At 40.5% G+C, this 21847-nt stretch carries 21 protein-coding genes; 9 read left to right on the top strand and 12 right to left on the bottom strand.

Going from position 1 to position 21847, the window contains the following annotated elements; all coding sequences use genetic code 11:
* The first annotated feature begins 191 nt into the window (after nucleotides 1–191).
* A complete protein-coding gene (locus tag UH38_RS06065; RefSeq protein ID WP_052672272.1) occupies nucleotides 192–5699 on the top strand; it encodes a diguanylate cyclase domain-containing protein in 5508 nt (1835 codons plus the stop codon).
* A 345-nt stretch (nucleotides 5700–6044) separates the two neighbouring features.
* Here the strand turns inward: UH38_RS06065 and UH38_RS06060 are convergent, their stop codons facing one another.
* From UH38_RS06060 to UH38_RS06050, 3 genes are all read right to left on the bottom strand, one after another.
* On the bottom strand, nucleotides 6045–6398 hold the full coding sequence (locus tag UH38_RS06060) for a DUF1257 domain-containing protein (protein WP_045053736.1): 354 nt from the start codon (nucleotides 6396–6398) through the stop codon (nucleotides 6045–6047).
* Between the two features lie 154 nt (nucleotides 6399–6552).
* Entirely contained in the window at nucleotides 6553–8061 is a 1509-nt protein-coding gene (gene ycf46 / locus UH38_RS06055; protein ID WP_045053735.1) for a stress-responsive protein Ycf46, read from the bottom strand.
* Between the two features lie 78 nt (nucleotides 8062–8139).
* On the bottom strand, nucleotides 8140–8478 hold the full coding sequence (locus tag UH38_RS06050; RefSeq protein ID WP_045053734.1) for a hypothetical protein: 339 nt from the start codon (nucleotides 8476–8478) through the stop codon (nucleotides 8140–8142).
* A gap of 204 nt (nucleotides 8479–8682) precedes the next feature.
* Here UH38_RS06050 and UH38_RS06045 point away from each other — a divergent pair, with 204 nt between their 5' ends.
* From UH38_RS06045 to UH38_RS06035, 3 genes are read left to right on the top strand one after another with little or no spacing between them, the layout of a single operon-like run.
* Nucleotides 8683–9834 (top strand): NAD-dependent epimerase/dehydratase family protein, encoded by a 1152-nt coding sequence (locus UH38_RS06045; RefSeq protein WP_045053733.1) that lies wholly within the window; start codon nucleotides 8683–8685, stop codon nucleotides 9832–9834.
* A 19-nt stretch (nucleotides 9835–9853) separates the two neighbouring features.
* Nucleotides 9854–10168, top strand: coding sequence for a hypothetical protein (locus UH38_RS06040; RefSeq protein WP_045053732.1), 315 nt, complete (start codon nucleotides 9854–9856; stop codon nucleotides 10166–10168).
* Between the two features lie 59 nt (nucleotides 10169–10227).
* The gene (locus tag UH38_RS06035) at nucleotides 10228–11367 is read left to right on the top strand and encodes a glycosyltransferase family 4 protein (RefSeq protein WP_045053731.1); all 1140 of its coding nucleotides are present in this window, start codon (nucleotides 10228–10230) and stop codon (nucleotides 11365–11367) included.
* A 94-nt stretch (nucleotides 11368–11461) separates the two neighbouring features.
* On the opposite strand, the gene UH38_RS06030 is transcribed toward UH38_RS06035, so the two are convergent.
* From UH38_RS06030 to radA, 3 genes are all read right to left on the bottom strand, one after another.
* The gene (locus UH38_RS06030; RefSeq protein ID WP_045053730.1) at nucleotides 11462–11716 is read right to left on the bottom strand and encodes a DUF7219 family protein; all 255 of its coding nucleotides are present in this window, start codon (nucleotides 11714–11716) and stop codon (nucleotides 11462–11464) included.
* A 356-nt stretch (nucleotides 11717–12072) separates the two neighbouring features.
* Nucleotides 12073–13566: a hypothetical protein gene (locus UH38_RS06025; RefSeq protein WP_045053729.1), complete on the bottom strand. Its 1494-nt coding sequence runs from the start codon at nucleotides 13564–13566 to the stop codon at nucleotides 12073–12075.
* Nucleotides 13563–15053, bottom strand: coding sequence for a DNA repair protein RadA (gene radA, locus UH38_RS06020; RefSeq protein ID WP_045053728.1), 1491 nt, complete (start codon nucleotides 15051–15053; stop codon nucleotides 13563–13565). Before radA ends, UH38_RS06025 begins: the two co-directional genes overlap by 4 nt.
* A gap of 173 nt (nucleotides 15054–15226) precedes the next feature.
* Here radA and rpaB point away from each other — a divergent pair, with 173 nt between their 5' ends.
* The 5 genes from rpaB to UH38_RS05995 all read left to right on the top strand — a co-directional run bounded on the left by rpaB (nucleotide 15227) and on the right by UH38_RS05995 (nucleotide 18134).
* Nucleotides 15227–15955, top strand: a complete 729-nt coding sequence (gene rpaB, locus UH38_RS06015; RefSeq protein ID WP_045053727.1) for a response regulator transcription factor RpaB — start codon at nucleotides 15227–15229, stop codon at nucleotides 15953–15955.
* A 79-nt stretch (nucleotides 15956–16034) separates the two neighbouring features.
* A complete protein-coding gene (locus tag UH38_RS06010) occupies nucleotides 16035–16709 on the top strand; it encodes a cofactor assembly of complex C subunit B (protein WP_045053726.1) in 675 nt (224 codons plus the stop codon).
* A 7-nt stretch (nucleotides 16710–16716) separates the two neighbouring features.
* Nucleotides 16717–17235, top strand: coding sequence for a DUF456 domain-containing protein (locus UH38_RS06005; RefSeq protein ID WP_045053725.1), 519 nt, complete (start codon nucleotides 16717–16719; stop codon nucleotides 17233–17235).
* Between the two features lie 253 nt (nucleotides 17236–17488).
* The gene (locus tag UH38_RS06000; protein WP_052672271.1) at nucleotides 17489–17854 is read left to right on the top strand and encodes a hypothetical protein; all 366 of its coding nucleotides are present in this window, start codon (nucleotides 17489–17491) and stop codon (nucleotides 17852–17854) included.
* Between the two features lie 40 nt (nucleotides 17855–17894).
* Nucleotides 17895–18134, top strand: a complete 240-nt coding sequence (locus UH38_RS05995) for a hypothetical protein (protein WP_045053724.1) — start codon at nucleotides 17895–17897, stop codon at nucleotides 18132–18134.
* Here UH38_RS05995 and UH38_RS05990 read toward each other — a convergent pair.
* The 6 genes from UH38_RS05990 to UH38_RS05965 form a co-directional block, all read right to left on the bottom strand.
* A complete protein-coding gene (locus tag UH38_RS05990) occupies nucleotides 18124–18603 on the bottom strand; it encodes an HNH endonuclease (protein WP_045053723.1) in 480 nt (159 codons plus the stop codon). The two genes, UH38_RS05995 and UH38_RS05990, sit on opposite strands and share 11 nt — an antisense overlap.
* A 2-nt stretch (nucleotides 18604–18605) precedes the next feature.
* Nucleotides 18606–18848, bottom strand: a complete 243-nt coding sequence (locus UH38_RS05985; RefSeq protein ID WP_045053722.1) for a hypothetical protein — start codon at nucleotides 18846–18848, stop codon at nucleotides 18606–18608.
* Between the two features lie 248 nt (nucleotides 18849–19096).
* Entirely contained in the window at nucleotides 19097–19639 is a 543-nt protein-coding gene (locus UH38_RS05980) for an MOSC domain-containing protein (RefSeq protein WP_045053721.1), read from the bottom strand.
* Between the two features lie 27 nt (nucleotides 19640–19666).
* Complete coding sequence (locus UH38_RS05975; RefSeq protein WP_045053720.1) at nucleotides 19667–20323, bottom strand: SDR family NAD(P)-dependent oxidoreductase; 657 nt, start codon at nucleotides 20321–20323, stop codon at nucleotides 19667–19669.
* Nucleotides 20320–21081, bottom strand: coding sequence for an alpha/beta hydrolase (locus tag UH38_RS05970; protein ID WP_045053719.1), 762 nt, complete (start codon nucleotides 21079–21081; stop codon nucleotides 20320–20322). Before UH38_RS05970 ends, UH38_RS05975 begins: the two co-directional genes overlap by 4 nt.
* Nucleotides 21078–21833 carry a class I SAM-dependent methyltransferase family protein gene (locus UH38_RS05965; RefSeq protein ID WP_045053718.1) on the bottom strand — a complete coding sequence of 252 codons (756 nt, stop codon included), beginning with the start codon at nucleotides 21831–21833 and terminating at the stop codon, nucleotides 21078–21080. The genes UH38_RS05970 and UH38_RS05965 overlap by 4 nt, the downstream gene beginning before the upstream one ends.
* Between the last annotated feature and the right edge of the window lie 14 nt (nucleotides 21834–21847).

Here is a 21847-nt window from a genome sequence, read left to right as displayed (position 1 = left end):
CTGTTGATAGCAAATAATGACTATGTAACTCTTGAAAAATTTAAGTATTTTCATGTATAAACTGCCTAGATTGTATTAAGCGATCGCTACTTACAGGTAGCAACAAATTTGCTATATTTAAATATTATTTATTAGCATCTGTCTTCAGAAGCAAAAATGCTATATGTACATTTATATAGCTTTAACTGATTATGAATACGATTGCAATTTCGGGAATCGCAGTTAAAGCCCAAATTTATGAAAGCGATAATTCCCTTGTTTATCGCGGTATCCGAGAGCAAGATAATCGAGCAGTTATTCTCAAAGTTTTAAAACTCGACTATCCTTTACCACAGGAACTTGCTAGGTACAAACAGGAATATGAGATTGCTAGTGCTTTACAATTTCCTGGCGTTATTCAAGCTTATAGTTTAGAGAAGTTTGACAATACTTTAGTAATTGTGTTTGAAGACTTTGGCGGCGAATCTTTAAACTTAATTATAAATAGACAATCTCTAACCTTAAAACAATTTCTAGAAATTGCTATAAAAATTACCAAAGTTTTAGAACAAATTCATGCTGCAAACGTTATCCATAAAGATATTAATCCAGCTAATATTGTTTTTAACCCAACCACAAAAGAACTTAAAATAATTGATTTTGGTATTGCTACTTCTTTAGCTTCCGAAAACACCAGTATCAAAAACCCTCATGTTTTAGAAGGAACTTTAGCTTATATATCGCCAGAACAAACTGGCAGGATGAACCGTTCTTTAGATTATCGTACTGATTTTTATTCGCTAGGAGCAACTTTTTACGAACTACTTACTAATTCTTTGCCATTTGTGTCTCAAGATGTAATGGAATTAGTGCATTGTCATATAGCACTTACGCCAGTACCTCCACACAAATTTACTCAAACAATTCCTTTAGCTATTTCGGCTATTGTTATGAGATTGTTAGCAAAAACAGCAGAAGATAGATATCAAAGTGCTAGGGGAATAAAAACAGATTTAGAAAGATGTTTAGAGCAATTAGAGACTAAGGGTACTATCGATGAATTCCTGCTTTGTACATCTGATATATCAGATAAGTTTCAAATTTCTCAAAAACTCTATGGTAGAAAGCAGGAAGTTCGAGCATTAATAGCAGCTTTTGAGAGACTATCTACAAATGCATCAAATAAGCAGCTACAAAATTTGAGTAATCTATCAGCTAGAAAAGGTGAAATAGTTTTACTATCAGGTTACTCTGGTAGTGGGAAAACTACTTTAGTTCAAGTTTTATACAAACCAATTACTAAGCAAAAAGGATATTTTATTTCTGGCAAGTTCGATCGGTATCAGCGCAACATTCCTTATAGTGCGATAGTTAATGCTTTTTCTAATCTAGTGCGACAATTACTGACGGAAAATGAAGCTCAACTTCAGCAATGGCAACTAAAAATAACTGCTATTTTAGGTAATAACGCTCAAGTTATTATTGATGTAATTCCTGAATTAGAAAAAATCATAGGTAAACAGAAAGCAGCGAGTGAATTACCACCTTTAGAGTCAAAAAATCGCTTTAACTTAGTTTTTAAAGAATTTATTTCTTTATTTACATCAGAGCAGCCATTAGTTTTGTTTTTAGACGACTTACAATGGGCAGATACAGCCTCATTGAAACTGATCGAACTATTAGTTATATCAGAAGACTTCCAGCAACTATTACTAATTGGAGCGTATCGTTCTAACGAGGTAAATAATACTCATTCTCTAACATTAACACTTGACGAAATTATACGGAAAGAAGTGAATATAACTGATATAGAGCTTACTCCTTTGCAGTTAGAGGATGTAAATCAGTTAATAGCCGATACGCTGAAATGTAACGCAGGAAACTCCTGGGCGCTTACCGAACTTGTAACTGCAAAAACTCAATGCAATCCGTTTTTTGTCAATGAGTTTTTGCGATCGCTTTACATAGAAAAGCTACTATATTTTGACTATCAGCAAGGTAAATGGCAATGGGATATTGACAAAATTAGAGCGCAGCATATTACCGATAATGTAGTAGAACTAATGGTAATTAAAATTAAAAAGTTACCAGTTTCAGCCCAAAAAATGCTACAGATAGCTGCGGCGATTGGTAATATATTTGAACTGCAAACGCTAGCTATGGTTGCAGAAAAGTCAGTCTTAGAAACTGCCGATCTTTTATACGAAGCGATCGCACTTGGTTTAATTATACCTCTAGCTGACAATTATAAAACAATTAGTGTAGACACATTAGGTTTAGCGCCAGCTAATTGCGAGTGCAATTATAAGTTTGCCCACGATAGAATTCAACAAGCAGCATATTCTTTAATTGCTAAATCAAACAAGCCATTAATTCATTGGCAAATAGGAAACTTATTGCTCCAAAATACGCATATTTCAGATAGAGAAAAGAAAATATTTGATATTGTTAATCACTTAGTAATAGGCAGCAATGTAATTAATAAGTCAGAAAAAATTGATCTAGCTACCTTAAATTTGGTTGCAGGTAGGAAAGCTAAAGCAACAGTAGCGTATAATCTAGCACTTAATTACTTCAATACTGGAATAGAACTATTAGGCAATAATTGGAACCAATATAAACTATCGCTAGATTTGAATTTAGAAGCAGCGGAAGCAGCTTATCTGTGTACGGAATTCGAGCAAATGGAAAGTTTAATTTCTGTAGTTATGCAGCGAGCGCAAACTCTACAAGATAAAATCAGAGCTTACGAAATTAAAATTCAAGCTTATAAGACTCAAAACAAACTCAAGGAAGCAGTAGATACAGCATTAACAGTATTACCTCTATTAGGAGTAAAGCTAGTAGAATCGCCGCGAAAGTTAGATATAGCTTTGAGTTTATTAAAAACCAAAATAGCTTTATTAGGAAAACGTCGCCAAGATTTAATTGAGCGATCGCTGATGAAAGATCCCGATAAAATAGCAGGAATGCGAATTATGGCGAGCGTTGGAATTGCAGCTTATTTAACTGCTCCTCAACTTTACTTGCTAATTATTTTTAAACAGGTAGAGCTATCTTTAAAGTATGGCAATGACTCCGTTTCTCCTTATTCTTATGTTAATTATGGATTGATATTAAGTGGGATTTTGAAAAATACTCAAGCTGGCTATAAATTTGGTCAAATTGCTTTAAACTTATTAACGAAAGTAGATGCTAAAGAGTTAAAATCTCGAACTGAATTTATATTTAATACTTTTATTAGTTATTGGTACGAGCATATCAGCCGAACTTTAAAACCTTCTTTGCAAGTTTATCAAACTAGCTTAGAAATAGGAGATATAGAATTTGCTGCTCATGCGACAAATGGCTATACTTTTTTTGCTTATATGATTGGGCAAAACTTAATAAAGTTAGAGAAAGAAATAACTAAGTACAGCCAAATATTACATAAGCTAGGACAAGAAACATCTTTGCAGCAAAACAAAATATTTAGACAAGCTATAACTAACTTGCTCGGCGGTAATAGCGATCTCTCTCAACTCAACGGTGCTATCTATAATGAAGAAAAAATGCGATCGCATCACGAACAAGTAGGCGATCGCACTGCACTATTTTACTTGCATTTCAATAAACTTATTCTTTGTTATATATTTGGCAAGTACGATTTAGCAATTGAAAATGCTGTGTTAGCAGAGCAATATTTAGATGGAGTTGCTGGTTCTCTATTTGTAACTTTCTTTTGTTTTTATAACTCATTAGCGGAACTTGCAGTATGCGATCGCTTAGACAAAGTTGCTCAAAAACGTACTTTAAAACAAGTAGCAACTAACCAAAAGCAAATGCAAAACTGGTCGCAAACTGCGCCAATGAATTACTTGCATAAATTTTATTTGGTAGAAGCACAATTGTATAAACTTAAAGGCAAAATTGAACAAGCAAGCGAATATTACGATCGTGCTATAGATTTAGCCAAAACGCATAAATATATTAATGAAGCAGCAATCGCCAACGAACTTGCAGGCAAATTTTATTTAGAGTATAAAAAAGAAGCGATCGCCAAAGCTTATATCCAAGAGGCTCATTATTATTACTTGCGTTGGGGTGCAAGTGCTAAAGTGCAAGACTTAGAAAAAAGCTATCCCCAATTTTTCTCTAGAGTGCTGGGATCTTCAGAAAAACTAGCAAAAACGTCAAATAAAAGCACTTCTAACAATACAACATCAGAAGCTTTAGACTTAGCCACAGTAATTAAAGCTTCTCAAGCAATTAGTAGCGAAATTTCTTTAGAACTAATTTTAATTAAACTAATTAAAATTGCAGTTGAAAATGCTGGAGCGCGTTCGGGATTACTAATATTGAAAAACGAGCATAGTTTATTAGTAGAAGCTTCAGTGTCAACAGATAATCGCATCATAGTCAGCCAAGCTTTACCTATAGATAGTAGCGATCGCTTGCCACAATCAATCGTTAATTATGTATCTAGAACTTTAGAAAATGTGGTATTAGATGATGCTACTACTGAAGGAATTTTTAGTGAGGATCTGCACATTGTTCAAAATCAACCTCTTTCGGTATTATGCATTCCTATCCAGTCGCAAGGAAGTTTGCGAGGCATTTTATACCTAGAAAATAACTTGACAAAAGGAGCCTTTACACCAGCAAGGATATCAGTTTTAAACTTATTATGTTCGCAAGCTGCAATTTCTATAGAAAACGCTCAGTTGTACGCCAAACAAGAAAAATATTCACGGGAACTAGAAATCAAAGTATCTCAGCGTACTCAAGAACTACAGCTTTCACAATCGTTGTTATCTGGAGTATTGAATAGTTCAATCGATGGTGTAATGGCTTTTAAATCAGTTAGAGACGAGCGGGGAAAGATTATTGATTTTGAGTGGTTGTTAATCAATTCTACAGCAGAAGCAATAACAAGACGCGATCGCCATTCCCTAATTGGTAAGCGTTTGCTAGCAGAAATGCCAGGAAATCGTCACGAAGGCTTATTCGATTTATACGTTCAAGTAGTAGAAACTAACCAACTTCAAGAACGAGAACTATATTACGAGCATGAAGGTGTTGAAGGTTGGTTTCAGATTGTTGCTGTCAAACTAGACGATGGCTTTGTCGTAACATTCCGCAACGTCACCGAACGCAAACAAGCGGAAGTTGCAGTTCAACAAGCCAATCGAGAATTACAACGCCTTGCTACTGTAGACGGTTTGACTCAAATTGCTAACCGTCGATATTTTGACGAATACCTATCAGCAGAATGGCAAAGGCTAGCGCGAGAAAATTCCCCACTTTCTTTAATTGTGTGCGATGTTGACTACTTCAAACGCTACAACGATGCTCTCGGACATCAAGCTGGAGATGAGTGTCTGCGTTGTGTTGCTGGTGCAATTAGCCGCGCCGTCAAACGTCCCGCCGATTTAGTCGCTCGTTACGGTGGCGAGGAATTTGTCGTCATTTTGCCAAATACTGACGAACAAGGAGCAGTTACAGTAGCTCAAGCCATAGCACAAGAGTTGCAACAAGCCGAAATTAATCATCCTCAATCTGCTGTGAGTCAGTACGTCACCCTAAGTATAGGCGTAGCTATTACAATTCCCACTCCAGAATATTCGCCTGAAGTCTTGTTTGCTGTTGCAGATAAAGCGCTGTACGAAGTCAAGCAGCGAGGAAGAAACCGCATAATTACCAAAAACTTACTGCGAGGTTACATCCTCAAGGAAAAATAAGCGATCGCTTCCAACCCCAATAAACCATTTCCGCGTTCAATTTTGCCAGTAAGTCGAGATAAATGGGTGTATCCCCAGCAGGAACCTAGAAACGATAGACCTTTTGCATAAGTCCGTGATTTTTAGAGATGGGAGACAAGGTTTGGCAAGGGGGACAAGGAATAAAATTACCAATTTTTAGCCCTATCTCAAACTTTCATTCCTTCGCGTCCTAAACGCTTCGCGAACGTGGTTCGTTTTTCCATCTCCTCAGCATAACCCCTATCCAAATCAACACGAGAAAAAGGGTTAACCTGACTTAACTAGGTTAACCCTTTCATTTTTGGGAACGCGCAAAAAGTTAAATTACTTTTGCACAACCAATTTGACATTGGCGTTTTGCAAACCACGCTGCTTGACTTCTGATAGAGTCTTGTTTACAGCATACTTTTGGTTAATTGAGTTGATTAACTCAGTTTGATTGTGCTTCTTAGCTACGCCCCAGAGGTCAGCAATTAGGTCAAAAGAACCATCACTATTGCGCGACCAACCTAAATCGTATTCGCCTTCTAATACTGCAACTAAGTCTGCACGAACTCTTTGACCGTTGTAACCGCGAACGTCAGCTTCAGTCTTCGTGTTAATACCCAAGTCGCGTAAAGAAGCCTTGAGGATTTCGGCATCAGTGATCTTGGTGCGTAGGGTGCTAAAATGGGACATTTGGGTTTCCTCCTGGGAAATTTGAATTAAAACGACAACAGTTTGGGCTAAGTGCAGCCGCGCTTCTTAAGGGTGGGAAAACCTACGCGGCTATTCGGTCTAACTGCTAGCAACTTAGGCTAGCCTTTCCTCCTGTGGTAGCAGGAGAAAGCTTTTAAAACTCCATACGCTGATATTCAGCTACGGAGGCTGCTGCTGGTCTAGCACGCTGTCTTGCCCAATCTCTCAAGGCGGTTACTTGTTCTGTCATGGTCTTCGACAGAGGCAGCGTGGACTTAATGGCAGCAATAATATCTAATTGGGTGAATTCTCGATCTTGAGCAAAAGCTTCGTACATCGCGGCAATCAATGCTTGCTCAATTTCTGCACCTGAGAACCCATCGGCAACTTTCGCTAATTGGTCTAAGTCGAAACGGGTAACGTCCCGCTTGCGCTTGACTAAGTGAATGTTAAATATTTCTTTGCGTTCGTCGGCAGTCGGCAAATCGACAAAGAAAAGTTCGTCAAAGCGTCCTTTACGTAAAAACTCTCCTGGCAGCCTTTCAACTCGGTTAGCTGTTGCCATTACAAATACTGGCGAAGTTTTTTCTTGCATCCAAGTCAGGAAAGAACCAAAAATTCTGCTAGATGTACCGCCATCAGAGTCGGCGGAACCTGTACCGCCAGCAAATGCTTTATCTAATTCGTCGATAAATAAGATTGCTGGAGAAATCGATTCAGCGGTTTTTAGCGCATTACGCAGGTTAGCTTCCGAGCGTCCTACCATAGAGCCATCATAGACTCTACCCATATCTAGGCGCAATAAGGGCAAACCCCACAGGCGAGAGGTAGTTTTGGCAATTAACGACTTACCGCAACCAGGTACGCCCAAAATTAACATTCCTTTTGGTTGAGGCAACCCGTACTCTCTAGCTCTTTCTGTAAAAGCGTTAGAGCGTTGCTTGAGCCAATGCTTGAGTTCTTCTAGTCCGCCAACGGCTTCGATAGTTTCGTCTTCTTCGATATATTCTAAAATGCCGTTGCGTCTAATTAATTGCTTCTTCTCTGATAAAACAATATCTACTTCGCTTTCTGTCAGATTGCCTGTAGTTACTTGAGCTTTGCGATAGACTTTTTCTGCTTCGTCTCGCGTCAAACCTAGTGCTGCTTTTAGTAACTTTTCTCTAGCTTCAGTAGTAATTCTCCGCCCTCTGCTTTGCTCTAATTGCTTGGACAAAACTTGATTTAACTCAGTCATGTCAGGTAAAGCAAAGTCAAGTACAACAACTTCCTTTTCTAGTTCGATAGGGACTTGCTGAACTGGAGACATGAGCAAGATTGTTTTTTGCGTCCCTTTGAAACTAGCGATCGCATCTCTTAGCCATCGCGTTGTTGCTGGCGAGTCAATAAAGGGATGTAGGTCTTTGAAGATAAATATTCCTGGTTCTCGCTGTCTAATTGCCCACTCGATCGCTGCTTCCGGCGATACCGTGTTGTGCTGAGTCACGTTGCGGGGCTGACCGTACTCTACTATCCCGTGTGTCACCGTCCACAGGTAAATGCGTTTCTGAGGTCTTGCTTGGGCAATTGTCGCGATCGCACTCTCTGCCCGTTCTTCCTCAGATGTCACAAGGTAGATTAAGGGGTATTGAGCTTGAATCAGAATATTTAGCTCTTCTTTCATGACCGTCAACCTACTTGGAACCAAATAAACAAAGTGAATAGTTTGGATTTTTGAAGCTACGCCCCAAAATTTGAGTTGTTAACAGGTTACTAGCTGTTCTTGACCTGCCGCGCCTGGCGTTACTTGAGCTACAGTCAACTGTTCTTCACTTACTACTCCAGGCTGATTCTTGAGAGCCACCATTTCGCCATCTTTAACTACTACTGAGGTTGCACATTCAGGGCAAGCGTGTACTTGGTGAGTGCGACCGTGAGCGGCGGATTCTGCTGCTTCAACCATTTCTGGATGATTTAGGTAGAACACAATTGCCTTTTCTGCTAAATCTGACATTGGCTCGGAATCAATCGCTGCTCTGATTTTGAGTTTGCGATGCAGTTCTGGAGATAAATAAAAAGTAACCTTTTGCTTAACTTGCATATTACGTTTTCAGACTTTGTACCCGGGTATGTTTATCAGATTACTCACCCCTTCGCCTGTTGTCAAGACAGTAAAACGTTATGACAGCAATATTGTTACAAAGCTTAATGAATAAGTTGAGCAAGGGAAGTACATTCAAATAGGTTATGGGGGTCACAAACCTGATAAATTGAGCGAGTATCAAGCGAGTAAGCACTGGTTAAGATGAAAGTTTTAATTATTGGTGGCGATGGGTATTGCGGCTGGGCAACAGCACTGTACTTATCGAATCGGGGTTACGAAGTCGGGATTTTGGATAGTTTGGTACGGCGGCATTGGGATTTACAATTAGGTGCGGATACCTTAACGCCAATTGCTTCGATCCAGCAAAGAATTGAGCGTTGGCACGATCTGACAGGAAAATCAATTGACTTATATGTTGGCGATATCACCAACTACGAATTTTTAGACAAATCGTTGCAGGAATTTCAACCAGAAGCGATCGTGCATTTCGGCGAACAGCGATCGGCTCCATTTTCGATGATCGATCGCGAACACGCAGTTTTGACGCAAGTAAACAACGTTGTTGGCACGTTGAACTTGTTGTATGCCATGCGCGAGAAATTCCCAGATTGTCACCTAGTCAAGCTAGGCACAATGGGCGAGTACGGTACGCCAAACATTGATATTGAAGAAGGCTACATTACCATCGAACACAACGGGCGCAAGGACACATTGCCTTATCCCAAGCAACCAGGTTCGATGTATCACCTCAGCAAAGTCCACGATAGCCACAACATTCACTTTGCTTGTAAGATTTGGGGCTTAAGAGCTACCGATTTAAACCAAGGCGTAGTTTATGGCGTACTGACAGAAGAAACAGGCATGGACGAGTTGTTAATCAACCGTTTGGACTACGATGGCGTATTTGGTACAGCATTAAATAGATTTTGCATTCAAGCTGCGATCGCACATCCTTTGACTGTATATGGCAAAGGTGGACAGACGCGCGGCTTTTTAGATATTCGCGATACAGTAAAGTGCGTGGAACTTGCGATCGCATCACCTGCCGAAGCTGGTGAATTTCGCGTATTTAACCAATTTACAGAATTATTCAGCGTCGGCGATTTAGCCGGTATGGTGCAAAAAGCGGGTACAGCACTAGGGTTAAAGGTAGAGATCGACAATATAGATAACCCCAGAATCGAAAAAGAAGAACATTACTTCAACGCCAAAAATACTAACTTGCTCAATCTTGGCTTGCAGCCTCACTTCTTGTCTGATTCATTGCTAGACTCGCTGCTCAACTTTGCCATTAAGTACCAAAACAGAGTAGATAAAAATCACATTCTGCCCAAAGTTGCTTGGCGACGGTAAACAATTTTCGTGAAAGTCCATGCGATCGCTTGTATTGTTGCTAATAGTTGTACTACCTGGTATTTCTGCCACTAGCCTTAGTACCTACTACCTAATGCCCGAATGGGTAGCGCTAGAGGCTAGTTTCCAGGCTGACAATCGGGTAGCCAAATCTCCATCTCCAACGCTGCAAGACCTATTTGTTGCCCAAGTAGCCGAAAATAGGCATCGAATTAATTGCTTCGCCCAAGGAGTAGGAGTATTGTTAGGTGGGACAATACCTGCTATTGGCATACATGGAATTTGTACCCAGCCCAGTAGAAAACAGTCTAATTCTGGTGGTACTGTGTTATAGACTATTTACTTTTACCTCAAAACACCGCGTAGCGGTAGCCCCCAGACCTTATTTTCTGTATGCGAATTGCCTTATTTACTGAAACATTTTTACCCAAAGTTGATGGAATTGTAACGAGACTGCGACATACTGTAGAGCATTTGCAGCGCAGTGGCGATCGCGTAATGGTAGTAGCTCCTGATGGGGGCATAACAGAGTACATGGGAGCTAGAGTATATGGCGTTACTGGTTTTCCTTTGCCATTGTACCCTGAGTTAAAAATGGCATTGCCAAGACCTGCGATCGGTCAAGCTTTGGAGGAATTTCAGCCCGATATTATTCACGTAGTTAACCCAGCAGTTTTGGGACTGGCTGGGTTGTATTATGGCAAAGTTTTAAAAATTCCCTTGGTAGCGTCTTATCACACGCATTTACCCCAGTATCTCCAGCACTACAAATTAGGAATGTTAGAAGGCTTGTTGTGGGAATTGCTCAAATCTGCTCATAACCAGGCGCAACTAAACTTGTGTACCTCAACAGCAATGGTAGAGGAATTAACTGCTCATGGGATAGAAAGAGTAGATTTGTGGCAGCGCGGAGTAGATACAGAGTTATTTCACCCCGAACTTGCATCTAGCGAAATGCGATCGCATCTCAGCCAAGGATATCCCGATAGTCCGTTATTGCTATATGTCGGCCGTTTGTCAGCAGAAAAGGAAATCGAGCGCATCAAACCTGTATTAGAAGCTATCCCTGGAGCGCAACTAGCATTAGTTGGCGATGGTCCCCATAGAGCGTCTTTAGAACAGTATTTTGCTGGTACGCCTACTCACTTTGTCGGCTACTTGACAGGTAGAGAATTGGGTGCGGCTTTTGCTTCAGCCGATGCATTTATATTTCCTTCCCGTACTGAGACATTAGGATTAGTATTGCTAGAAGCGATGGCGGCGGGATGTCCTGTTGTAGCGGCAAGTTCTGGAGGAATTCCTGATATTGTTACTTCTGGGGTAAATGGGTTTTTGTTCGATCCGCAGACAGGAGATGAAGGAGCGATCGCCGCAACGTGTCATCTGCTAGAACAAAAACAAGAACGAGAAACTATCCGCAGCAATGCCCGACTTGAAGCCGAACGCTGGGGATGGGCAGCAGCTACCCGCCAGTTGCAGAACTACTATTGTCAGGTAACAGAGCAAAGTTTAGCAGTCAGCTTAACCCGTTAATTTCGCCACCTTACAAAAATTCCCCCTAGTGGTTTGCTAAGGGGTAAAAATTTTGCTTAATTTCAGTATCTAAATAACAGGAGTAACAATAGCTTCATTGCTGCTCGTCATTGCCAAACATATTATTACCTATGCCTAGCTGCTGTTTGGAGCGCTTGAGTTGTTTCCATAAAGCGCGAATTTTTTGATATGACTCTTCTGGTGTAAGTTTGCCAGCAGTTTCTAGATTGCAGATGTAACTTACCTTTTGGGCAAATTCTTGCAGATTCGCATTAAAAACTAAGTTTTCTGGCTTAACTTGACCGTGATAGCGGCTGCGCGGGTAGAGAAAATTTGCTTTGTTGTCCATTATTCCTCCTGGTTTTTAAAGCCATATATTTTTTATTATTGGAGCAATGACTAACATCAAGATAGGTTTAAATACTTATAACTGAAATAGTTGCTCTAATTAAGCATATTTACTAAACTAACTCGGTTTTAGTTTTCTCTTAACCTAGATTTAACTATTGTGTTCTATAATCTTGCAGACAATGCTTGCTAATAAGTATAACTTTAACAGTTTACTAACAGATGCGCCGTATTGTTAAATACCTACTTAGATATGTCCAAGGAAATAACAGTTTGACTATTATTAGTATCAAAATTAACCAACAAAATCACTGAGGACTTGAGCTAACATTAGCTAGGTACAGCCCTCTAGACCTGTTATTTTCTGGGGACTAGCTTAATGATAGTGGCTTTGTCAGTGACATTGAGACTAATTCTGTTATTGCGAATAGGAGCAGCTTTAGTAGCCATATTACCAACATCATTGAGAGTATAAATAGTAGCACTGCGAATAGGCGTGACTAGATTTACCTGAGTGGGTATCGGTGGCGGATTTATTTCTCTTACGGGAGTGCGACTGCGATCGCCATTAGAAATTTCATGCCACAAAACTAAATAAAAACTACCATCGCGCTTTTGCAGTAAAAGATCGTGGACGTATTCTGTGCGATCGTACTTAGGCGGCGCTTTGAAGGTTAGTTTATAGTTGACTGCTCTGGGAACTATCCTTGCGCCTTGCGGATCTTTAAGCACGCTGATGATATTTTTTAAAGCCGTATAGGCAGGTTTTGGAGTCAAATTATTGCGTAGTATGCCATAATTGCCTTCAGAATTGCCGCGATCGCTCCATTCATCAACCAACTCGTAAGAGCAAGTACGAGTAACGCCATTGCGGAAATATTCTAGGAACAAACGCGGGATGTATTTGCCGTGTACCTTTTCAGAAATGCCATTTTTCCCTTTGGTAGTAAAGTAGCCTGTTTCCGTTGCTGCCATCGGCTTGCGTCCAAAAGGCGGAGCATACACGTCAAAAGCGTAAGGATGGTTGTCAAGATTTACTGACGGGAAGTTGCTATGCCAGTAATATTTTTCAATAGTGTTGTACTGAAAAGGATTGTTAAACGGATTGCCACCAGAAGGGTAAGGGTGAAAGTTGCCCCAATCTACATCAGCGCTGAGATCGCCTAAAGGTGATTTATTTTCGTAATTATAAGTACGTCCCAAAGAAGGACCAATAACTTTGACTTTAGCAGTAGCGCGATCGCTCTTTAAAGCTTTGTAAGTATCTTTAGTCAGGCTGCGAATATAGGGAACCCAGTATCGAGAGGAGTTAGGATCGTCGTTAAGTTTTTCTTTATCGCCTTTGCGCCAGTAGTATTTTTGGAAATTTAGGTCAATTTCGTTAGAGATTTCGACAGCATCAATAGTATTAGTCCCAACTTTTTTGACAAAATCGACAACTTTATAACCTGGTTCTGTAACCCAGTAGGAAGAATTAGGGGCAACTCCTACATTTGGATTCATGATGTAAGTTGTCTTGATACCTTGACGCGCCAATTGTCTCATTTTGCGAATTACATCTGGGCTTGCACCACCGTCGCGGATGTGTCGCACGCCTAAAGCTACTAATTTTTGCCTCACAGCATCATACTTTTGCCCGTAAGGAGTATCGCCATAACTCCAGTGAGTATTAAGACAAATACTATCTACAAAAGAGTAAGCAGACTTTGCCGCTTTAGCAGGTGTTGTTTTGCTAGCTGGCTTTGGTGGTGTAGGGGGTTTGGAGTTGGTGGGTGCTTCGGCAAAACAGCCAAAGGTATTGAGAAGTAAAGTTAAAAGTAAAAGTAGTTTTAAGTTGGGCGATCGCATCATTCTTCGTCCTCATCTGGATCTGGCATTTCAAACTCTGATAAATGTTGCGGTGGGATGGCGGCTATGATGGCATCGATGACTTTGGCTACGGGGATAATTTCTAGACTGACATCGGGATAATTTTGACCTTTAGGCACAATCGCGCGTTTGAAGCCTAGTTTTGCTGCTTCTTTTAATCGCAATTCCATCTGCGAGACGGGGCGAATTTGTCCGCCCAAACCGACTTCGCCAATTAACACAGTACGCGGATCGACGACGCGATCGCGAAAACTAGCTACTACAGCGATCGCTACTCCCAAATCTACCGCAGGTTCTTCTACATTCAACCCACCTGCTGAAGCGACATAAGCATCCAACTTAGATAGAGGAATACCCACTCGTTTTTCTAACACAGCTAAAATTTGTAATAGCCTATTATAGTCAACGCCTGTAGTCGAACGCCGAGGCGAACTGTAGCTAGTAGGACTTACTAAAGCTTGTAATTCTACTACAATCGGGCGCGTACCTTCACAAGCTACTACTAGGGCTGTGCCTGGGGTACTTTCATCGCGGCTACCTAGAAATAACTCTGAGGGGTTGGAAACCTCCCTCAGTCCTCGTTCTAGCATTTCAAACACGCCAATTTCGTGAGTTGCGCCGAAGCGGTTTTTTACCGATCGCAGCAAGCGGTGAGAAGCAAAGCGATCGCCTTCAAAGTACAATACTGTATCGACCAAGTGTTCTAATACTTTCGGACCTGCGATCGCGCCTTCTTTGGTGACGTGTCCGACTATTAGCAGTGTAATATCCTCGCGCTTTGCCACTTTCATCAAAGCTGCGGTACATTCGCGTACTTGAGCGACAGAGCCAGGCGCAGATGCCATTGATGGCAAGTAGATTGTTTGAATACTATCAATCACTGCGACATTTGGTTTAAGCGATTCTAATTCCCGCAAAATTTCTTCCAAATCCGTTTCTGGCAATACATAGAGATCCGCCCCTACACTTTTATTTGTCCCATTATTTGATTCTGTCTGCACTTCTGGTTCGCTAGATACTCCCAAACGCGAAGCTCTAAGCTTAACTTGTTGCCCTGATTCTTCCCCACAGACGTAAAGAATGCGATACTGTTCCGCTAGGCGGTTAGATACTTGCAACAGTAAAGTAGATTTGCCAATACCAGGATCGCCGCCAATTAGCACTAGAGAGCCAGGAACGATGCCACCACCTAATACTCTATCTAATTCTCCGTACCCAGAAAACCAGCGCTCTTGATCGCGATGGGTAATTTGAGCGAAAGTTAAAGATGCTCTTGGTTTTGCTGGTTTGTTTGACTTCCCGTTGCTAGTTCCAGATTTTACTCCTCCTCGACTGGGCAAAATAGAGGCAGAAGTTTCAATTTGTTCTTCTAAGGAATTGTAAGTTCCGCAGCCTGGACACTTGCCAAACCACTGCGGGGATTCTGTTCCACATTCGTTGCAAACGTAGTATGTTCTAGTTTTGGGCATTGTTAGTTGTTAATTCTTAAAGAATGTTCATATATGGAAAATCTTAAGAAAGCTTGAAATCCAGTATTAGTAATGCTCTGAGCTTCTTAAAAACGTTAGATGAGATGATAATCTTAATGGAACTAGATTAAAAATTAACGATTGGAAATTCCACTTAAGGAGAGTAAAAGAAATTGGAAAATCATAAAGAAAAAATCCTCGTAGTGGACGACGAAGCCAGTATCCGCCGAATTTTAGAAACTCGGCTTTCTATGATTGGTTATGATGTCGTGACAGCAGCCGATGGCGAAGAGGCTTTAGATACTTTCCGCAAAGCCGAGCCAAACTTAGTGGTTTTAGATGTCATGATGCCCAAGCTTGATGGTTATGGTGTCTGTCAAGAATTACGTAAAGAATCAGATGTACCAATTATTATGCTAACAGCCTTGGGGGATGTCGCCGATCGCATCACTGGCTTAGAGCTAGGTGCAGATGACTATGTGGTTAAACCGTTTTCACCAAAAGAACTAGAAGCACGCATTCGCTCGGTATTGCGGAGAGTAGACAAAACAGGAGCTTCGGGAATTCCCAGTTCTGGTGTGATTCATGTTACCAACCTGCGAATTGACACAAATAAGCGCCAAGTTTACAAAGGCGACGAGCGTATCCGCCTAACAGGAATGGAATTTAGCTTGTTGGAATTGCTAGTTAGTCGCTCTGGCGAAGCTTTCTCGCGATCGGAGATTTTGCAAGAAGTTTGGGGATACACACCAGAAAGGCACGTTGATACTCGCGTAGTAGACGTACATATTTCTCGGTTGAGAGCCAAGTTAGAAGACGATCCGAGCAATCCCGAACTAATACTGACGGCAAGAGGTACGGGGTACTTATTCCAGCGGATTATCGAACCAGGAGAAGAGTAAGAATAGTTTTGAGTTTTGAGTTTTGAGTTAAGTATAGAAATAGATTTTTAATTTAAAACTTGAAACTCTACGTTTGATTATGGCTTCATCAGATCGAAATGCGGTTTTGCGGCGATTACCTCTTGTAGCTGGTGCGTTAGGAGGGGTTTTGCTGCTTGTTAACCGCTTATTAACGCCAGAAATTACCGATTCTCAAGCGCGGGCTGATGCGTTAGGGGTAATTTTGAGTGCTTTGTTAATTTTGACTGGTTTATTGTGGCAGCAAGTCGCGCCGCGATCGCCTGATGCTGTAGAGTTAATTGGCGAAGAGGGTTTTGAACTTGCCCCCGATTTGCCCCAAGAGGTGAAAAATGAGCTTGCTTGGGCATCGCATTTATTGCTGACAAATACTGTAACGCGCAGTCTAATAGTTGTTTATCAAGGTAATGTGCTGCTCAGGCGCGGCATTTTGGGCGCAAATAAAGAAGTTAAACCAGGGGCGATTTTGCAGCGGGTGTTAGATAAACATAAGCCTATCTACTTAGTTGGGCTGAAAACTTATCCAGGCAAAATTGAATTTGACTATCTGCCAGAAAATACTCAAGGAGCGATTTTGCAGCCGATAGGCGATCGCGGGGCTTTAATTTTGGGGGCAAATGCTCCCCGCAGTTATACTCTCCAAGATCAAAACTGGGTTAGTGGCATTGCCGACAAGTTAGCTGTTACCCTAAGCAATTATTTGGTAGATAAAGATCGCGCATCTGTTGGGAGTTAAAACCTTTATGTTGCTTCTCTATTGGTTACTTGTGGCTTTTATGGTTGTAGGAATAATCGGGGCTGTAGTTCCTGGTATTCCTGGTACTAGCTTGATCTTGATTGCGATTTTGATTTGGGGGGCGGTGCAAGGCTCTTTAGGTAGTATAAGTTTGCCTTTGATAGTGGCGATCGCTGTTTTATTATTGGGCATCGGCATCGATTTTTTGGCAACTTTTTGGGGTGCACAACGCGCAGGTGCAAGTAAATGGGGGCAAATAGGTGCATTTGTAGGCTTAGTAGTAGGAATTTTAGGTTTGTTGCCTGCTTTGCCTATAGGTGGTCCTTTGTTGGGGATTTTGCTCGGTCCATTGTTGGGAGCAATCTTGGGTGAGTATTTATACAGACGAGATTTTCAGCTAGCTTTTAAGGCTGGATTGGGAATAGTTGTCGGCTCGTTGGTAGGAAATTTGATTCAGGGGTTGCTAGCGATCGCAACAGTTGGAGTATTTTTATTTGCAACTTGGGGACAGGTATTTGCTAGCTAATCGAACACCTGTAGCAAGCTAGATGATTTGAATATAAGTATTTAACCCCAGCTTGCGCCTGCGGTTATTTTGCAGCTAATTCTTCACTAAAACTTGATAATAATTTTCTTGATAGAAGTGTGAAACTTTATATATTGTCTCTTACCTTATGTAAGTACACGTAAATAATGTCAAGAAGCAATCTACTTCCTGATAGCTATTTAAATCAGTTTGTTTTTTACTTAAACTCAATTCTTATCTAGGAAAATTAGTTATGCAATCTGAATTAGATAAAGTTTTGTCAGAGCTTTATACCAGTAATAAAAAGCTAGCCGAACAATTATTAGAAAGACAAGTAATATCTGCAAACCAATTAGAAAAATTATTGGGAGACGAGCAATTACCGCTAGGTCAACTTCTAGTTGAAGAAAAATTAATTTTTCAATACGAGCTAAAAAAAGCTTTATTAGAACAGCAATTTAGTGGTAGAAGATTGGGAGAAATTTTAGTCGATCAGCAGGCAATCTCTGCCGAACAGCTAGAGAAAATTTTGAGGAAGCAAGCTTGGCAATTAGAGCAAATTAGTCTAAATAACAGTCATTACTTGTTGTCGGTATTATTTGGCGAACTCACCTTATAACAATATAAAGTATTGTGTTTTTACAATTAGGTACTAATATATGATTTGCTCAAATTATTCTGACTTTAGAACTGATGGCACTACAATTCAAATGTTTCCAAACTCATCATCGTCAGCTTCAGAGATAGACAAGCAAATTGCCATACAACTTATCCAAGCAGCAGTAGAATTAATCAAACCTTCCATAAAAGAAGGACATTTAGAAGAACATATTTCCAAAAAATTCACCAAAGTACACGAAGCGATCGTGTCTGCATATTTGGGCAGCATTATTGATTAGATAAATCGCTTTGATTCTCAATGCGTTGTAAAGCTTGTACTGTTGGATACCGATCGATTTCATATAATGTTTGTCGTTCTAACAAACGCTCAATACTATTAAATCCCAAAATACGAACTGTAACCTCACCAATATCGTTTAAAGGAACAATAGTAATTTTGTCTGAATTATCTAATACAAAATGCTCAGACCATAAATCGATGCGTGGATTAAAAAATCGACTGAAAATATTACGAGCTAGCGGCATTACAATAGAGCCAACATCACTTCCTTTATTCCTGTTACAACTCATGCAAGCATAGGCTAAGTTAACTGCGTTTGTTGGACCACCATGTTTCTCGCTAATGATATGGTCTACCTCACAACCAAAATATGTGTCATCTTCATGTATTAGGCAGTATTCACAAAGGTTATCAGCGCGTGCAATGACTAAGCGCCGGAGGTCTGCATTGATATAAGTGGTACTCAAGGCTACTGAATAGAAAGATACTTTCTTGCACGAGCTTTAGCTAAACGCATTAAATGTTCTAGTTGCATATAACGATCCAACTCAGATAATTCATCTGGTGTTAGTCCCGTTGTCTTTTCCCGCCGCAAGAGATCGGCGACACGTTGTTTTGTTTCTTCTGAAGGGCGAAAAGCAACAATATTGTCTGGAGTTGTACCTGCTGCAATAAAGTCAATCAATTCCTCGTATGCTTTTAATAAAGTCATGATGTTACATCCATTGCAACTAATTAACGGATTGATAAAATGTGAAGCGATCGCAGCCATTCTATTCCAGTCATTTTATTTTTTTGTATAGTCTCTAAATGTCAGTTATTATACATAAACTTCATACCGTACAGCTACTAGCTAATTGATACGTGCGATTGTAATTACTCGACTATCGCTCACAGACAGCTTAAAAGCTTGTTCTTTGGTTTCTTGTAGAGACATAGTGTGTTTACTATCGATTCATTTCAAACCCGATCTAGAAGTTTGTGCGGTTGTGGTGGTAGTTCAATATAAATTGAGTCACCAGAAGCTACCTTACCGCCAATCATAACAATTGCCATAACTCCAGCTTTACGAATAAGCTTTCCTTGTTCGTCACGCCCTAGTACCGCCGCCATTAATCCTGACTGAAATCGATCTAATTGGGTGCAGGGATTTCGCAGCCCTGTTATTTCAACTATTGCTGTGTCGCCTATATGTAGTTTCGTGCTAGTTGGTAAACTAAGTAAATCGATACCGCGTGTAGTAATATTTTCACCCATTTGTCCGGCTGATACTACAAAGCCAGACGCTTGCAACTCGTCATGTAGTTCTGCATGAATTAAATGCACTTGACGTAAATTGGGCTGGGTTGGGTCAACTGCTACGCGCGAGCGGTGTTTGACTGTTTTGCCTAGATGTGAATCGCCTTCAACGCCAAGTCCTGTTAAAAGCTGAATACTCTTTTGATTTTGCTTGGTGAAAGTGTGTGCTGGGCTGCGACTGACCGCTACTACTACACCATCCATTTATATGCCTCACTTGATCGTAATCAATTACCACAGCAAAGTTGAGATACCTGCAAGTATAGGACGACGACCTACCCGCCGATGTCCTAAAAGCACTTTTTTAACCAAATCGTCAGCAGTTGGACGAGTTGATAATTTCGGTGGTTTGCTCAATTTTTCTGCTAGTTGTGCTTGTAAATCGGAAGGCGCACGCGGCGGAAATACTAAGCTAAGAGAAACATTCCCTTGCTGTGCTAAAGTACGCGATTGAGATTCTGCCCAAGTCCACAGCGCCCCCTGAGTAGCGCTAAAATACCCCAAATTCGGCAATCCTATTCGCCCATTTTGACCTAGAAATATACCAATTCTACCTTCGCCAGTAGCTTGCATTGCAGGCAAAACGCTTTCAATTATCCCGATGGGAGATATGACGTTTACTTGCATCATTGTTGCTATGCTGTCAAAAATTGCGGCACAGTGAAATAATGCAGATGGTGGCTCTAATTCTTGCAGTTGTTGTAAAAAAAAGTTTTGTAAATCGCAGTGTTGCCATACTAATTCTTTATTTTGCGATCGCGCCCACGCCATCAACTCCTCTGGCTTGGATCTTGTTAGCGCCACTACACGCCAATCTAGCCGCAGCAAACTTAAAACTACATTTCGACCCCAAAAGCCTGTCGCACCTGTCACCCAAGCTGTTTTCATGGCAACAGGAAGTCTTTAATTTCTTGAGTTACGCGATCGCGTTCTACATCTAACAAAATAATATGGTCTGATTTCTCTAACCAACAAAGCTTTTTATAGCTCGAACCAAGTTGCTGATAAATTATTCTCGCGCCACTGGGATCGACAACTGTATCTTTATGCGACTGAATAATCAATGTCGGTTCCTTAATTTGCGGTAATAGTGGCTTAATTGCGTTAATTAATTCCAATGCACTTTTAACTGTCGGTAGATTAAAAGTTTTAAAAAAAGCAGCTTCTTCAGCAGCTTTGCACATTTGTCTATCTCGAATTGGCAACTTTAAGCGCGGTACATCGTTAATTAACCACCCTACAGAAGCTAGATAAGTCTCTGGTTTTAATAAGTAATACCACTCGTGCTTGATTGCTAAAAAAGGACTAAGTAAAACTAACTTTTCTAGAGGGTTTGTAGCTGCTAAATACAAAGCCAAAGGACAACCAGTAGAAAATCCAACTACAGAAATACTGGAGTATTTTGAACTAAGTTTTTGATAAGTTTCTTCTATATGTTCGTACCATTCCCGCCATTTAGAAGCAGGCATTTTAGCCATAATCTCCGCATGACCTGGATAATTTATACCTTGCACAGTTAAACCGCATTTATACAAGTATTCTCCTAATAGCTGCATCTCATATACACCGCCACCTAAGCCATGTAACAGCAGGCAAGCGCGATCGCCTTCTGTCTCTAATAAAAATGGTTGATTGCTTAATTTCATCTTTTTACCATTGTTCCTACAGCAAAATATTCGTTGCGTTGGAGTGTTTCTAGTTCCCAGCCGTAGGGTTTTGCCCAATCTATTAGCTGTCGGGCTGGGCGCAATACTAATTTCCAAGGTTGTTGATTTAAATCGACTAAACTTTCTTGCAATAGTTTCAAGTCTGGATGATGTTCTTCAATGGTAAATACCCATCTTGCACCTGGTTGAGTAATAGTTGAACCATTTATTAAAACTGTTTTAATTTGGTCATCTTCAGTCAAAATATCGAAAAATCCAGAGGAAACTAATATATCTACTTTTTTACTCGCAAATTCTGTCAAATTAAATGCATCGTTGCGTTTGAAAATAATATCTTTGCGCCCTTGGGCAAGTGCTTTAGCTTTTCCTTGATTAACGGCTTCTTGGTTGTAATCGCCAGCAATAATACTTGCGCGATCGAAAGGTAATAAAAATAAGTAAGAACCAACACCAGCCGCTAAATCGAATACTTGAGGACGATTGTATTGGGCGATCGCATCTTGAAGTTGCCCGACTAACATTCGGCGGCGCGATCGCACTCCATCCCAAACTTTATTTGATAAGTATATTTTGTCAATTAACACCCCTAATGGTGTAATTCCTTGAGGTTTATTTTCATATACATATTCCAGCATTACACCAGAATCAAAGCCAGTCCTCCAGCCTAAACTAATGCCTTTGCTAAGTTTGCCTACAGTTTTGAGTAAAAAACGTAAAATTTGATATTTCATTGCTTTGGGGGGTA

It is taken from the genome of Aliterella atlantica CENA595, from assembly GCF_000952155.1.
Classification (GTDB): Bacteria; Cyanobacteriota; Cyanobacteriia; order Cyanobacteriales; family Chroococcidiopsidaceae; genus Aliterella; species Aliterella atlantica.
This window is presented reverse-complemented; position numbering and strand designations above follow the sequence as displayed.

Excerpts from the sequence above, each read along its gene's own strand:
- UH38_RS06025 (WP_045053729.1), bottom strand. The coding sequence starts at position 13,566 with ATGATGCGATCGCCCAACTTAAAACTACTTTTACTTTTAACTTTACTT.
- UH38_RS06065 (WP_052672272.1), top strand. The coding sequence starts at position 192 with ATGAATACGATTGCAATTTCGGGAATCGCAGTTAAAGCCCAAATTTAT.
- UH38_RS06060 (WP_045053736.1), bottom strand. The coding sequence starts at position 6,398 with ATGTCCCATTTTAGCACCCTACGCACCAAGATCACTGATGCCGAAATC.
- ycf46 (WP_045053735.1), bottom strand. The coding sequence starts at position 8,061 with ATGAAAGAAGAGCTAAATATTCTGATTCAAGCTCAATACCCCTTAATC.
- UH38_RS05980 (WP_045053721.1), bottom strand. The coding sequence starts at position 19,639 with ATGGATGGTGTAGTAGTAGCGGTCAGTCGCAGCCCAGCACACACTTTC.
- UH38_RS06030 (WP_045053730.1), bottom strand. The coding sequence starts at position 11,716 with ATGGACAACAAAGCAAATTTTCTCTACCCGCGCAGCCGCTATCACGGT.
- UH38_RS06045 (WP_045053733.1), top strand. The coding sequence starts at position 8,683 with ATGAAAGTTTTAATTATTGGTGGCGATGGGTATTGCGGCTGGGCAACA.
- UH38_RS05975 (WP_045053720.1), bottom strand. The coding sequence starts at position 20,323 with ATGAAAACAGCTTGGGTGACAGGTGCGACAGGCTTTTGGGGTCGAAAT.
- UH38_RS06010 (WP_045053726.1), top strand. The coding sequence starts at position 16,035 with ATGGCTTCATCAGATCGAAATGCGGTTTTGCGGCGATTACCTCTTGTA.
- UH38_RS05985 (WP_045053722.1), bottom strand. The coding sequence starts at position 18,848 with ATGACTTTATTAAAAGCATACGAGGAATTGATTGACTTTATTGCAGCA.
- UH38_RS05995 (WP_045053724.1), top strand. The coding sequence starts at position 17,895 with ATGATTTGCTCAAATTATTCTGACTTTAGAACTGATGGCACTACAATT.
- UH38_RS05965 (WP_045053718.1), bottom strand. The coding sequence starts at position 21,833 with ATGAAATATCAAATTTTACGTTTTTTACTCAAAACTGTAGGCAAACTT.
- UH38_RS06035 (WP_045053731.1), top strand. The coding sequence starts at position 10,228 with ATGCGAATTGCCTTATTTACTGAAACATTTTTACCCAAAGTTGATGGA.
- UH38_RS06000 (WP_052672271.1), top strand. The coding sequence starts at position 17,489 with ATGCAATCTGAATTAGATAAAGTTTTGTCAGAGCTTTATACCAGTAAT.
- radA (WP_045053728.1), bottom strand. The coding sequence starts at position 15,053 with ATGCCCAAAACTAGAACATACTACGTTTGCAACGAATGTGGAACAGAA.
- UH38_RS06040 (WP_045053732.1), top strand. The coding sequence starts at position 9,854 with ATGCGATCGCTTGTATTGTTGCTAATAGTTGTACTACCTGGTATTTCT.
- UH38_RS05970 (WP_045053719.1), bottom strand. The coding sequence starts at position 21,081 with ATGAAATTAAGCAATCAACCATTTTTATTAGAGACAGAAGGCGATCGC.
- UH38_RS06050 (WP_045053734.1), bottom strand. The coding sequence starts at position 8,478 with ATGCAAGTTAAGCAAAAGGTTACTTTTTATTTATCTCCAGAACTGCAT.
- UH38_RS06005 (WP_045053725.1), top strand. The coding sequence starts at position 16,717 with ATGTTGCTTCTCTATTGGTTACTTGTGGCTTTTATGGTTGTAGGAATA.